This is a genomic window from Caballeronia calidae (genome assembly GCF_900044055.2).
GTDB classification, from domain to species: domain Bacteria; phylum Pseudomonadota; class Gammaproteobacteria; order Burkholderiales; family Burkholderiaceae; genus Caballeronia; species Caballeronia calidae.
The window spans coordinates 1-12,617 of record NZ_FCOX02000067.1 but is presented as its reverse complement, the minus strand read 5'-3'; the positions used below and the strand labels follow the sequence as shown (position 1 = coordinate 12,617).

The following is a 12,617-nucleotide window of genomic DNA, read 5'->3' as shown; positions in this document are numbered from 1 at the left end:
GCCACTTCCGTCATGACTCCGCGTTCTCGCGCAACGCGACATCGACGACCGGCGCGCCCGTCAGTTCGATCAGTTCCTGCGGCGACAGATTGAACACCGCATGCGGATGACCGGCCGCGGCCCACAGGCTGTCGAGCGCGAGCAAGTCTTCGTCGATCAGCGTGACCGGCTCGACCGCGTGGCCGATCGGGCACACGCCGCCGATCGCGTAGCCGGTCTTGTCGCGCACGAACTTCGCGTCCGCGCGCGCCAGGGCGCCGACGCGCGCCGCGACTTTCGCCTCATCGACGCGATTCGCGCCGCTCGCGATCACGAGCACGGGCGCGTCGTCCTCGCGGCGGCGAAAGAGAATCGACTTCGCGATCTGCGCGACCGTGCAGCCGAGCCCGGCGGCCGCTTCCGCCGATGTCTTGCCGGTCTCCGGCAGCATCACGACGGCGTGCGGATGGCCGCGTTCCTTCAACAAGAGCGCGACGCGGCGCGCGGAATCGGGTAACTGATCGATCATCGTGTTCCTTGATTGTTCAGGCACAGGCCGCGACGCCGTCGCGCTTCTTCGTGAAGATCGCCTTGCCGGCGCGCGACGAACTCGGTTTGCCGATCGCGCGCGAAATGAAATCGCCGATATCGACGAGCTGATCGAGATCGACGCCCGTCTCGATGCCGAGCCCGTTCATCAGATAGACGACGTCTTCCGTCGCGACATTGCCCGTCGCGCCCTTCGCATACGGGCAGCCGCCGAGCCCGGCGACCGACGCGTGAAAGATCTCGATGCCTTCGAGCAGCGCCGCATAGATATTGCCGATGGCCTGGCCGTACGTGTCGTGGAAGTGCCCGGAAAGCCGCTCGCGCGGAAACACCTTCTGCACCGCCGCGAGCACTTCGCGCGTGCGTTTCGGCGTGCCGACGCCGATCGTATCGGCGATGTCGATTTCATCGCAGCCGAGCCCCTTCATGCGCTCGACGACATCCACCACCGATTCGATGCTCACTTCGCCCTGATACGGGCAGCCGAGCGTGCACGAGATGCTGCCGCGCAGCCGCATGCCCGCGTCCTTCGCGGCCTTCGCGACCGGCTCGAAGCGCGCGATGCTCTCCGCGATGCTGCAGTTGATGTTCTTCTGCGAGAACGCCTCGCTCGCCGCGCCGAAGATCACGATTTCATCGGCTTTCGCTTCGAGCGCGCCTTCGAAGCCGCGCATGTTCGGCGTGAGCACCGAGTAAATGGTGCCCGGACGGCGCTCGATGCCGGCCATCACGGCGGCGGCGTCGGACATCTGCGGCACCCATTTGGGCGACACGAACGATGTCGATTCCACATTCACGATGCCCGCCCGCGCGAGCCGGTTCACCAGTTCGATCTTGATGTCGGTGGGCACGAATTCCTTCTCGTTCTGCAGGCCGTCGCGTGGCGCGACGTCGACGATTTTCACTTTGGCCGGAATCATGGCTGTCTCCCTTTATATGCGATGTGTTGCTGTTCAGTATCCGCGCCTGAAATCGACGATGCCGCTGATCGTCTCACCGTGCGCGAGCGCCCGGATCTTGCCGGCGATCTGCACGATGCTTTCGTCGCGCAACGTCTCCGCCGAGATATGCGGCGTCACCGACACGCGCGGATGCGTCCAGAACGGATGATCCTGCGGCAGCGGCTCGGTGTGAAAGACGTCGAGCGTCGCGGCGGCGATCTGGCCGCTGTCGAGCGCGGCGATGAGATCGGCATCGACGAGGTGCGGGCCGCGCGCCACGTTTACGAGATACGCGCCGTGCGAAAGCCTGCCGAACGCGCGCGCGTTCAGAATGCCTTCGGTGTCCGGCGTGTGCGGCAACAGGTTGATGAGCACCTTCACGCCGTCGAGGAATGCGTCGAACTGATCGGGTCCGGCGTGGACCTGCACGCCTTCGATCGCCTTCGGCGAGCGGCTGTAGCCGCGCACGGGCACGCCAAGTTTCAACAGTCCCTTCGCGACTTCCGCGCCCAGCACGCCCAGCCCGAGCACGCCGACGGTGAACGATTCGCGCGCGTGCTGCGGCACCTTTTCCCAGCGGCGCTCGCGCTTCAACGCGTCGTATTCGTCGAAGCGGCGCATGTAGCGCAGCACGCAGTACGTCGCGTATTCGACCATCTGCTGCGCCATGCCGGTGTCTTCGAGACGCACGAGCTTCGCGTTCGGCGGCAGCGTGCCGGGTTCCTTGCGCTCGACATCGAGAATCGCGTCGACGCCTGCGCCGAGATTGAACACCGCTTTCAGATCGGGACGATTCGCGAAGAGCTTTCGGGGCGCGCGCCAGACGATCGCGTAATCGGCGGGCGCGGTGTCGCCCGGTTCCCAGACGCGCACGTCCGCATCGGGCAATTCGCGTCGCAGGCCGCCGAGCCATGCGTCGGTATCGGCGTGTTGTTCGTAGAAGATGATTTTCATGCCGCTTGATTTGGTGAGTTCATCGGACGTTCGGTCATTCTACGGTGCGCCATGCAGCGGGAAAACGGCTCGCCCGCTCGGAGCGAGCCGCTCCCGCAGGCGTCAGTTGGCGTGCTCGTGCCCGCAGCCGCGATCGCAGCCGTGCTCGCTTTCCCGCGCGCTCGTGTTCTGCGCCGCTTCCGCGCGCATGCCGAGACGTTCGATCAGCTTGCGGTCCGCTTCCGCCTGCGGGTTGCTCGTCGTCAGAAGCTGGTCGCCGTAGAAGATCGAGTTCGCGCCCGCGGCGAAGCACAGCGCCTGCAGCGCTTCGTCCATCTGCTCGCGGCCGGCGGAAAGACGCACCATCGCCTTCGGCATCGTGATGCGCGCGACCGCGATCGTCCTCACGAACTCGAACGGATCGAGTGCCTCGACGCCGGTGAGCGGCGTGCCCGCGACCTGCACGAGATTGTTGATCGGCACCGATTCCGGATACGGCTCCATGTTCGCGAGCTGCGAGATCAGGCCCGCGCGCTCGCGCCGCGATTCGCCCATGCCGACGATCCCGCCGCAGCACACGTTGATGCCCGCATCGCGCACGTGTTCGAGCGTGTCGAGACGGTCCTGATACGTGCGCGTCGAGATGATCTGTCCGTAGAACTCCGGCGATGTATCGAGATTGTGGTTGTAGTAATCGAGACCGGCTTCGCGCAGACCTTGCGCCTGATGCGCTTCGAGCATGCCGAGCGTCACGCAGGTTTCGAGGCCCATCGCCTTCACGCCGCGGATCATGTCCTTGATCGGCTCCAGATGACGGTCCTTCGGATTGCGCCACGCCGCGCCCATGCAGAAGCGCGTCGCGCCGTTGGACTTCGCGACTTCGGCGGCCTTCAGGACTTCGTCGACGTCCATCAGCTTTTCGGCCTTGAGGCCGGTCTCGTGATGCACCGACTGCGGACAGTACGCGCAGTCTTCCTCGCAGCCGCCCGTCTTGATCGAGAGCAGCGTGGAAAGCTGCACCGCGTTCGGATCGAAGTTCTCGCGATGCACGGTCTGCGCGCGATACAGCAGATCGTTGAACGGCAGGTCGTAGAGCGCGACGACATCGGCGACGCGCCAGCGCTGCATCGGCTGCGGCGTGGTCTGGGAAGGTGTCTCAGCGGTGATTTGCTGTGTCATGAGTTCAATCCTTTTGATGAAGCGGGTCAGTCAGAATGCCGATGTCGAGATGATCGGCGGCGCGCGCTGCATCGGCCGGCGCGAGATGAGGAATCACGCCGAGCAGCGGCGCATCGATGCGGAGTTTCAGTGAAGCGAGATTTTCGTCGGGGCAAAGCATGTTCGGATCGACGCGATTCGCGACCCAGCCCGCGAGCTTCAGCCCGCGCGCCGCGATGGCTTCGGCGGTGAGCAGCGCATGGCTGATGCAGCCGAGCCGCATGCCGACGACGAGCACCACCGGAAGATTCAGCGCGACGGCGAGATCGGCGGTGTCGAGCGTGTCAGTGAGCGGCACGCGAAAGCCGCCGACGCCTTCCACGACGACGATGTCGGCTTTGGACATCGCGATGCGATGTGCGTCGACGATCCGTGCGATATCGAGCGTGATGCCTTCGCGCGCGGCGGCGATGTGCGGCGCGATCGGCTCGCGCATCATGAACGGCGTGCGGATATCGTTGGGCAGAGCAACGTTCGCGGCTGCATCGAGCTGATCGGCGTCTTCGTTGTGCAGTACGCCGTCGCGGACGACTGCGCCCGACGCGATCGGCTTCATCGCGGCGGCGCGCAGACCGGCGCGCGCGAAACCGTGCAGCAGCGCTGAAGACACGAGCGTCTTGCCGATTTCCGTATCGGTTCCGGCGACGAAGAAAGATGAAGCGGTCATAGCGTATTCAAGGCGTGATCGAGGCGCGCGAGATCGTCCTCGCTATGCGCGGCGGAAAGCGAGACGCGCAGCCGCGATGTGCCCGCGGGCACCGTCGGCGGACGAATCGCGGGCACCCAGAGGCCGTGCTTGTCGAGCGCGGCGGCGATTTCCAGCGTTTCGTCGTTGCCGCCGATCACGAGCGGCTGCACGGCGGTGTGCGAATCGACGGGCATCCAGCGCGTGCGCTTGAGCATGGCGCGCGTCGTTTCGATGAGCGAGGCGAGATGCGCGCGTCGCTGATCGCCTTCGTCGCCCGCAATGATTTCAATGCTTGTCGACACAGCATGCGCGACCGCGGGCGCGGACGCCGTCGTGAAGATATACGGACGCGCGCGCTGAATCAGCCATTCGACGACGGTTTCATCCGCCGCGACGAACGCGCCCGCGACACCCGCCGCCTTGCCGAGCGTGCCGACGTAGACGAGATGCGGCGAACGCAGCGCGTAATGCGCCAGCGCGCCGCGCCCTTGCGGACCGAGCACGCCGAAGCCGTGCGCGTCATCGACGATGAGCCACGCGCCGTACTTCTCCGCAAGCTCGACGAGACGCGCGAGCGGCGCGATGTCGCCGTCCATGCTGAACACGGTGTCGGTGACGATCAGCTTGGTCGATGCATCGTCGCGCGAGGCGTCGAGCATGGCGTCGAGCGCGTCCGTGTCCGCGTGCGGATAAATCTGCGTCTGCGCACGCGACAGACGAACGCCGTCGATCAGCGACGCGTGATTCAGCGCATCGGAGAACACGATCGTGCCGCGTCCGGCGAGCGCGGTCACGACCGCGAGATTCGCCATGTAGCCGGTGCTGAAGTACAGCGCGCGCGGATTGTCGACGAAGCCGCCCGAGAACGCGGCGAGATCGTCTTCGAGCCGCGCGTGCGCGCGCGAATGGCCGCCGAGCAGATGCGAGCCGCCGCTGCCCGCGCCAAACAGCGACGCGCCTTCGGCCAGCGCCGCGCGGATCGCGTCGTGCGCGGCGAGGCCGAGATAATCGTTGCTCGCGAAGCCGACGATCTCGCGGCCATCGACTTTCATGTGCGCGGAGCACGCGCCGTCGATGGTCTTGCGGCGGCGTCGCAGGCCGCGCGCGTCGATATCTTTGAGGCCCTGTTCGAGCGTTTCGTACAGCGCTCTCGCGGTCGTGCTCATTCGGCGTCCTCCGCGAGCGTGGCATCGAGCGTCTCGCGCGTGCGTTGCGCGAGAAGCGTGAGTTCGTCATCGGAGAGGATGTACGGCGGCATCATGTACACCGTCGTGCCGATGGGGCGCATCAGCAGTTCGCGCTTCAACGCGTTGGCGAAGAAGCGGCGCGAGAACGTCTTGTCGTCGACATCGACATCGAACGCGAAGATCGTGCCGCGATTGCGCAGGTTGCGCACGCGCTCGTGTTTCGCGAGCGGCTGAAGCGCCTCGTGCAGCAGCTTCGATTTGCGCTTGTTTTCGGCGAGCACGTTTGCGCTGTCGAACAGATCGAGCGTCGCCAGCGCGGCGCGGCACGCGAGCGGATTGCCCGTGTATGAATGCGAATGCAGGAAGCCGCGCGTTACGTCGTCGTCGTAGAAGGCGGCGTAAATGTCGTCGCGCGTGAGCACGATCGAAAGCGGCAGATAACCGCCGCTGATGCCCTTCGACAGGCAAATGAAATCGGGCCAGATATTCGCCTGCTCGCACGCGAAAAAGGTGCCGGTGCGCCCGCAGCCGACCGCGATTTCATCGGCGATCAGATGCACGCCGTATTCGTCGCACAGCGCGCGCAACTGCGTGAGATACGCCGCGTCGTACATCGCCATGCCCGCGGCGCACTGCACGAGCGGCTCGACGATCACGGCCGCCAGCGTCGACGCGCGTTGCTCGAACAGCGCGCGCATCGCGGCGATGGCGTCATCGACACCGGCGACGGACGGCGACGCCACCACATGCGCATGACGGATCAGCGGATCGTATGCGTCCTTGAAGATCGCGACATCGGTGACGCCGAGCGCGCCGATCGTTTCGCCGTGATAGCTGTTGGCGAGGCACGCGAACTCGCGCTTTTCGGCGTGGCCGCGATTGCGCCAGAAGTGAAAACTCATTTTCAGCGCGATCTCGACCGCCGACGCGCCATCCGACGCGAAAAACGCATGACCGAGCGTGCGATCGGTGAGCGCGGAAAGGCGCTCGGCCAGCTCGACCGCCGGCGCGTGCGTGCAGCCCGCGAGCATCGCGTGCTCGAGCGTGTCGAGCTGATCCTTCAGCGCGCGATTGATGTCGTCGTTCGCGTGGCCGAAGAGGTTGACCCACCACGAGCTGATCGCATCGAGATAGCGATTGCCTTGCGGATCGTAGAGCCACGCGCCCTTGCCGCGCGCGATCGGCACGAGCGGCACGCGCTCGTGATGTTTCATCTGGGTGCACGGATGCCACACGGCTGCAAGCGAGCGGGCGACCCAGTCTTGATTGGCTTCAGTGTTCAAAAACGGCTCCCAGGCCCGCGCGCGGTGCGGACCGGATACTTCGGGCAGGCGCCGGACGCCCGCGTTGCTGGAAAAACTGCGCGAGTCAATTATCGCTAAAAGACGCGCAGGTTTCCGTAATCGGAAGGTTTTTTGGCCATGCGTGCGCGCCTATCGGAAATGCGAAAACGCGCTAACGCGCGCAACTTCGTGCAACTGCACGCGTTGTCGGGCGATCGGCGGCTGAAGATGCAAAAACGCCGGCGCGAAAGCCGGCGTCTGAAGGAGGCGGGAAAGGGCGCGTTCAGCGCGATGCCGTCTGGGTTTGCGCCGCCTGATCGTTCCACACGACGCGATTGTTCACCGCGTAGAGCTTGCACGGATCGGCGCTCTGCTTCTGGCAGCTCGCGATGGCGACGGACATCGGATCGTCGCCGCCTTCGGCCCACGACCACGCGCCCGAATCGGACACGGCGAATGCGCGGCTGGAGTACTGCGAGAGGAAGTTGCGGTAGCCCGCGCGGCCGCTTTCATCGACGAAGGGAACGGACTGGACCGAATCGAGATCCGCGAAATCGGTCGCCTTCGGCATGCGCGGCTCGGAAACCTGATATTGCACGGCGGTCGGCATGCCGATCTGCGCGAGGAACGCCTTCACGCGCGGCCACCAGATCTGTACGCCGTCGCGATCGCCGACGAGACGATGCGCGTCGTTCTTGTAGCTGCCGAAATCGACCATGTTCGCGCGCGCGCCGTGCGACGTGTACGCGGCGTACATCCGCGACGACAGATCGCCTTGCCAGACCGAATCGTTTTCGCCGTAGAGCCATAGCGACGGCAGGCGCACGTGCTCGCCGTAGTTGCCGAACGCGTTGACGAGATTCTTCTGCCAGCCCGCGCATTCGTCCTGACGCAGGCCGCCCGAGAAGTTGATGAGACCGCGCACGCCGGGCGCGGCGACCACATCGCGCGCGCCGTAGGCCATGGTCGTCAGGCCGCCGTGCGACGTGCCCGCGACGACGATATGCGTCTTGTCGACATACGATTGCTCGCTCATGTAAGCGACGGTCGCGGCGACGTCCTGCGCCTGCGCGAAGCCGTTCGCTTCGACATTGCACCCGTGGCCGACGTAATCGCCGCCCGAGCCCGCGAAGCCGCGGCGATTCGGCACGACGACCACATAGCCATGGCGCACGAATTCACGCGCGAGCGCGACCGGACGATTGCGCGGCTGCGCGTGCGAGTCGCCGGGGAGCTTGCCGTGATTGAAGACGATCATCGGGAACGGGCCCGCGCCGTCCGGCTTGAACACCGTGGTTTCGAGCGAGATGTCGGCTTCGGGAATATGGATGACGGCTTCGTTCAGACCATTCGCGACGACGGGCAGGCCGGAGTCGAGCGAATCGGGAATCTGGGAGAGCGTCTGGCTGAACGCGGGGGCCTGAAGCCCTTCGGATTGACGCACGCCGCCGATCGGCTCTGCGCGCACGGCGGACGTGACGAAGGACGTCGCGAGCGCGCCTATCATGCTGCATCCGATCAACCAGGTTCTGATCGCCATCCGTGAACTCCGACTGCGCTTCCAATAAGGCGTTGATACGGCGTGGCCCCAAACGTCTGATTGAAGTCACAAACCTATCGCGCTGCTCGTGAAGAGCAGTATTGGCTGCGGGTTCCGGGAGTCATGCCCGGAAAAGGCATGACAATTGGCTTCAAAACGGGGCTTCGCTGCGAGGTCCGGGCACGAGAATGACTGCGCCCTGACGTGAACAGAGATTAACCGTTCAAAATTGCACTGCACAATAAGTGCAACCCCGTAACTGTTTAATCTGAAAGGGAATTCTTAGGAAATTAATACCGCCGGAAAGTCGATATTTCTTAATCGCGTATTTACTTTTCCTTGACCTGGCCATCAATGTAAATCCATTTTCCGGCGCTGTTTCGCGTGAAGCGGCTGGCTTCGTGCAACCGATGCGCGCGTCCTCCGACCTTGTAGCGCGCGACGAATTCGACTTCCTCGTGATCGGCGTCGATATGAGTGTGACGTTTGATCTGCAGCCCGAGCCAGCGCGTTTCGGTGTCGGAGGCGTCGAGATCGGGCGGGCAGGTCGATTCGGCCCACGTCGCGCGTAGATACGCCGTGTCGCCGAGCACGTAGGCGGTGTAGCGCGAGCGCATCAGTTCCATCGCGTTCGCGGGCGCTTCGCCGCCGTCGATGAAGCGCCCGCAGCACGCGTCATAGCGCGGCGCGCGCACATTCGGGCGCTGATCGGGCGCGGCGCCGCCGCACGGACATTCCGTCGGCTTCATTGATCGACGCCCGGCATGTCGACGTGACGCGGCTGGCTGCGCACGCGTTCGAGCCACGCGCGGATCGCCGGATAGCGCGACAGATCGAGATTCGCTTCATCCGCGACGTGCGTATACGCGTAGAGCGCGATATCCGCGACGGTGTAGCGCTCGCCGACAAAAAACGTGCGCGTCGCGAGATGCCGCTCCATCACGTCGAGCGCGCGATACGAGCCCGCGATCTTGTCGGGCAGGCGCGCGTCGTCGGGCTTCTTCAGGAATTGCAGGATGAAGCGCGCCACCGCGACATACGGCTCGTGGCTGTACTGCTCGAAGAACATCCATTGCAGCACTTGCGCGCGCTCCAGCCGGTCGTCGGGCATGAGCGGCGTGCCGTCGGCGAGATAGCAGAGGATCGCGTCGGATTCGGCGAGCGTCGTGGTTTCGTCGATGACGAGCACCGGCACCTTGCCGTTCGGGTTCAACTGCCTGAACGCGTCGGTGCGGGTGGCGCCGTTCATCATGTCGACCTCATGCCATACGTAAGGAAGGCCGAGTTGTTCGAGGACGAGGCGCACCTTGTGGCAGTTGCCCGATGCGGAAACACCGTGTACCTGATAGGTCACATTCACTCCCGTTTCACCATTCGATCTTCGTGCCGTCGTACTGCACGAATGTTCCGTTGAATTCGTCGCGCATCGCGCCCGCCTCGGCGATGACCGCGCGCATGCCCGCGACGCTGTGCGCGACATCGATCGCCGCCGACGGGCCGCCCATCTCCGTGCGCACCCAGCCCGGATGCAGCGCGATGCATGCCGAGTGGCGCGATTCCAGCGAAGCCACCTTGAGCGCCGCATTGAGCGCCGCCTTGCTCGCCCGATAGAGCCAGCCCGTCGTGCCACTCGTCTCGGCGATGCTGCCCATCTTGCTCGACACGACCGCGAGCACGCCGCGCGCGGCATCGGTGAGCGGCAGGAGCACGGGGATCAGCTGCATCGGGCCGCGCACGTTGGTGTGCATCACCTGATCGAAGTCATCGGCGCCGATGCTTTCGACGCCTTCGGTGCGCGGGCCGTACACGCCCGATACGACGATCGCCACGTCCAGCTTTTCCTCGTCCAGTTGCCAGGCGAGCGCGGCGATCTGCTCCGGCTGCGTGACGTCGAGCGGGAACGTTTGCGCGCCCATCGCGTCGAGCGCGGACAGCGAAGCCTTGTCGCGTGCCGTGGCGAGCACGTGCCAGCCGTCGCGGCAATATTCGCGCGCGAACTCGTGGCCGAGGCCGCGCGACGCGCCGACGATCAATACCGTTTTCATGTGCGAAGTGTTCCGTCTGTTGGCGACCTTGCGACTATAGCGCGCGACCCGCAGTCGCGGATGGTGCGTCGGCCTTTCGGATATCGTTGTGCGCTTTCGGACGAGCAGGACCAGAAAGATGATGCACACCGATGTCGTGATCGTCGGCGCCGGGCCGGCGGGCTTGTGTCTCGCGAACGCGCTGGGCGACGCGGGGCTGTCGATCGCACTCGTCGAGCAACAGAGCCGCGAGGCGCTCTGCGAGCCCGCTTTCGACGGACGCGAAATCGCGCTCACGCAGAAGTCCGTCGCGTTTCTGAAGACGCTCGGCGTGTGGAAGCGCATCGATGCGCACGCGAAGTCTCGGCTCGCGGATGCGCGCATCTTCAACGGGTCATCGCCGTTCGCGCTGAAGATCGGCCATGCGCTTTCCGGTCATGCAGAGCTCGGCTGGCTGGTACCGAATCATCTGATCCGGCGCGCGGCGTTCGAAGCGGTCGAGCATCTTCGCGCGTCGGGCGCGGATATTCGCGTGATGGCGTCCGAGCGCGTGATCGACGTCGACACCGATGCCACCGGGGCGCGCGTGCAACTCGAAAGCGGCGAGACGCTGATGGCGCAACTCGTCGTGGCGGCGGACAGCCGCTACTCCGCGACGCGCCGCATGATGGGCATCGCCGCCGCGATGCACGACTTCGGCAAGTCGATGCTGGTGTGCTGCATGACGCACGACGGCCCGCACGATCACGCGGCGTGGGAATGGTTCGGCCACCGACAGACGCTCGCGCTCCTGCCGATGAATCCGGACCCGGAGAGCGGCGCGCATCGGTCGTCGGTGGTCGTGACGCTTGCGGCGCGCGATATCGAGCGCTTGAGCCGGCTCGATGGCGATGCGTTCAGTCGCGAGATCGAGCGCCGCTTCGAGCGCCGGCTCGGCGGGATGGCGCTGCGCTCCACTCGGCATGTGTATCCGCTAGTGTCGGTTTATCCGAAGCGATTTGTCGCGAAACGGTTCGCGACCGTCGGCGATGCGGCGGTCGGCATGCATCCGGTGACGGCGCATGGATTCAATTTCGGATTGGACGGCATCGAGACGCTATCGCGCGCGATTCTCGATGCGCATGCGGCGCGGCTCGATATCGCGGGCGATGCGCTGCTGGCGCGCTACGAGCAGAAGCATCGGCAGGCGACGCGGCCGCTTTATATGATGACGCGATTGATTACCGAGGTTTATACGCGCGATTCGATGCCGGCGTTGATCGTGCGCGACGCGATGTTGCGCATCGGAGAGCGGTTGACGCCGTTCAAGCGCGCAGTGGCGATGTCGTTGGCGGGGCGGTGATGCTTTCGATTGGCGCGGAAATTCTTATATCGTTGGGATAGGTAGGAATGCTGATTGAATCGGAGTAAAGTCACGCCACTCGCAACGCTCAGACGAGGAGCAGGACATGGAAGATTTCAAGCCGAAGATCTACGAAGAGAATTTACCGTCTTACATCGACAAGGTTTGGCTTCAGGAATTGCGCGAGCGCGCTGCGCAAAGCCGAAGAGCCGAACTACTGGCCTTGAAAATCCTGGGGTATGAAGAAAAGAAGGATTCGAACGCTCGCTTCATCGAGCATCTCATGAATTTTCCGGCGATCGACTGCGAAGACGCAATTTTCGACCGCCACGCCACCTATGATGACGATGGAGAGCCGAATGTATCTGGCTGATACCAACGTCATCAGCGAAACTAAATATCGCGACTTAAATATTGCAGTATATTATGATTGCGTGGCTACCTTTTCCGAGAGGTGTCCATGCGCAAGCTTGAAATTGCCGACGCGGAGATCATGCAGCTCGCAATTCGACAGGAAATCGAGCGGAGTGAGGAATCACGTTATGACCACCGCCTGCATGGGGTGCTACTGGTTTGTTGCGGCTACTCATGCACCGAGGTTGGCCAGTTGCTCGGTCAAGCAGCAACGACCATACAGCGATGGGTTGGACGTTTCGAGCGAGGCGGGTTTGACGGTTTGCGCGAAGGCGAGCGCCCCGGACGTCCGCGCGTGCTGAACGAATCGCAATGGCGTCGTGTGGAAGTGGATTTACGCAAGACGCCACGCGAGTTTGGGTTCGAGGCGGGCCTGTGGGATGGCCCCCTTTTGTCGGAGCACTTGCGCAAGAACTATGGCGTCGAACTCGGCGTGCGCCAATGCCAACGACTGTTTAGCCAGATGGGGTTCCGGCTGCGCAAACCGCGCCCGCAGGTGGCCCAGTCTGATCCGGTTCG

At 64.3% G+C, this 12,617-nt stretch carries 14 protein-coding genes; 3 read left to right on the top strand and 11 right to left on the bottom strand.

Annotated features, from left to right (window positions below; genetic code table 11):
- Positions 1-10 precede the first annotated feature (10 nt).
- The 11 genes from AWB78_RS34780 to AWB78_RS34730 all read right to left on the bottom strand — a co-directional run bounded on the left by AWB78_RS34780 (position 11) and on the right by AWB78_RS34730 (position 10,363).
- Complete coding sequence (locus AWB78_RS34780) at positions 11-508, bottom strand: YbaK/EbsC family protein (RefSeq protein WP_062611158.1); 498 nt, start codon at positions 506-508, stop codon at positions 11-13.
- A gap of 16 nt (positions 509-524) precedes the next feature.
- Positions 525-1,448, bottom strand: coding sequence for a hydroxymethylglutaryl-CoA lyase (locus AWB78_RS34775; RefSeq protein ID WP_062611157.1), 924 nt, complete (start codon positions 1,446-1,448; stop codon positions 525-527).
- Positions 1,449-1,481: 33 nt separating this feature from the next.
- Positions 1,482-2,423, bottom strand: a complete 942-nt coding sequence (locus AWB78_RS34770) for a 2-hydroxyacid dehydrogenase (protein ID WP_062611156.1) — start codon at positions 2,421-2,423, stop codon at positions 1,482-1,484.
- Between the two features lie 102 nt (positions 2,424-2,525).
- A complete protein-coding gene (gene bioB / locus AWB78_RS34765; RefSeq protein WP_062611155.1) occupies positions 2,526-3,581 on the bottom strand; it encodes a biotin synthase BioB in 1,056 nt (351 codons plus the stop codon).
- A gap of 4 nt (positions 3,582-3,585) precedes the next feature.
- Complete coding sequence (bioD, locus tag AWB78_RS34760) at positions 3,586-4,287, bottom strand: dethiobiotin synthase (RefSeq protein WP_062611154.1); 702 nt, start codon at positions 4,285-4,287, stop codon at positions 3,586-3,588.
- A complete protein-coding gene (gene bioF / locus AWB78_RS34755) occupies positions 4,284-5,474 on the bottom strand; it encodes an 8-amino-7-oxononanoate synthase (protein ID WP_062611153.1) in 1,191 nt (396 codons plus the stop codon). Before bioF ends, bioD begins: the two co-directional genes overlap by 4 nt.
- On the bottom strand, positions 5,471-6,778 hold the full coding sequence (locus tag AWB78_RS34750) for an adenosylmethionine--8-amino-7-oxononanoate transaminase (protein WP_062611152.1): 1,308 nt from the start codon (positions 6,776-6,778) through the stop codon (positions 5,471-5,473). The genes bioF and AWB78_RS34750 overlap by 4 nt, the downstream gene beginning before the upstream one ends.
- 283 nt (positions 6,779-7,061) lie before the next feature.
- Positions 7,062-8,318, bottom strand: coding sequence for a dienelactone hydrolase family protein (locus tag AWB78_RS34745; RefSeq protein ID WP_062611151.1), 1,257 nt, complete (start codon positions 8,316-8,318; stop codon positions 7,062-7,064).
- A 329-nt stretch (positions 8,319-8,647) separates the two neighbouring features.
- The gene (locus tag AWB78_RS34740) at positions 8,648-9,067 is read right to left on the bottom strand and encodes a YchJ family protein (RefSeq protein ID WP_062611150.1); all 420 of its coding nucleotides are present in this window, start codon (positions 9,065-9,067) and stop codon (positions 8,648-8,650) included.
- Positions 9,064-9,672 (bottom strand): glutathione S-transferase family protein, encoded by a 609-nt coding sequence (locus AWB78_RS34735; protein WP_062611175.1) that lies wholly within the window; start codon positions 9,670-9,672, stop codon positions 9,064-9,066. Before AWB78_RS34735 ends, AWB78_RS34740 begins: the two co-directional genes overlap by 4 nt.
- A gap of 13 nt (positions 9,673-9,685) precedes the next feature.
- Positions 9,686-10,363, bottom strand: a complete 678-nt coding sequence (locus AWB78_RS34730) for an SDR family oxidoreductase (RefSeq protein WP_062611149.1) — start codon at positions 10,361-10,363, stop codon at positions 9,686-9,688.
- A gap of 88 nt (positions 10,364-10,451) precedes the next feature.
- Between AWB78_RS34730 and ubiM the strand changes: the two genes are divergently transcribed.
- The 3 genes from ubiM to AWB78_RS34715 all read left to right on the top strand — a co-directional run.
- Positions 10,452-11,684 carry a 5-demethoxyubiquinol-8 5-hydroxylase UbiM gene (ubiM, locus tag AWB78_RS34725; RefSeq protein ID WP_332460133.1) on the top strand — a complete coding sequence of 411 codons (1,233 nt, stop codon included), beginning with the start codon at positions 10,452-10,454 and terminating at the stop codon, positions 11,682-11,684.
- 106 nt (positions 11,685-11,790) lie between these two features.
- Entirely contained in the window at positions 11,791-12,057 is a 267-nt protein-coding gene (locus tag AWB78_RS34720; protein ID WP_062611148.1) for a hypothetical protein, read from the top strand.
- Between the two features lie 87 nt (positions 12,058-12,144).
- On the top strand, positions 12,145-12,617 hold a 473-nt coding region (locus tag AWB78_RS34715), incomplete at its 3' end, for a helix-turn-helix domain-containing protein (protein ID WP_062611147.1).

Coding starts and splice junctions, on each gene's coding strand:
- AWB78_RS34780 (WP_062611158.1), bottom strand. CDS start 508: ATGATCGATCAGTTACCCGATTCCGCGCGCCGCGTCGCGCTCTTGTTG.
- AWB78_RS34775 (WP_062611157.1), bottom strand. CDS start 1,448: ATGATTCCGGCCAAAGTGAAAATCGTCGACGTCGCGCCACGCGACGGC.
- AWB78_RS34770 (WP_062611156.1), bottom strand. CDS start 2,423: ATGAAAATCATCTTCTACGAACAACACGCCGATACCGACGCATGGCTC.
- bioB (WP_062611155.1), bottom strand. CDS start 3,581: ATGACACAGCAAATCACCGCTGAGACACCTTCCCAGACCACGCCGCAG.
- bioD (WP_062611154.1), bottom strand. CDS start 4,287: ATGACCGCTTCATCTTTCTTCGTCGCCGGAACCGATACGGAAATCGGC.
- bioF (WP_062611153.1), bottom strand. CDS start 5,474: ATGAGCACGACCGCGAGAGCGCTGTACGAAACGCTCGAACAGGGCCTC.
- AWB78_RS34745 (WP_062611151.1), bottom strand. CDS start 8,318: ATGGCGATCAGAACCTGGTTGATCGGATGCAGCATGATAGGCGCGCTC.
- AWB78_RS34740 (WP_062611150.1), bottom strand. CDS start 9,067: ATGAAGCCGACGGAATGTCCGTGCGGCGGCGCCGCGCCCGATCAGCGC.
- AWB78_RS34730 (WP_062611149.1), bottom strand. CDS start 10,363: ATGAAAACGGTATTGATCGTCGGCGCGTCGCGCGGCCTCGGCCACGAG.
- AWB78_RS34720 (WP_062611148.1), top strand. CDS start 11,791: ATGGAAGATTTCAAGCCGAAGATCTACGAAGAGAATTTACCGTCTTAC.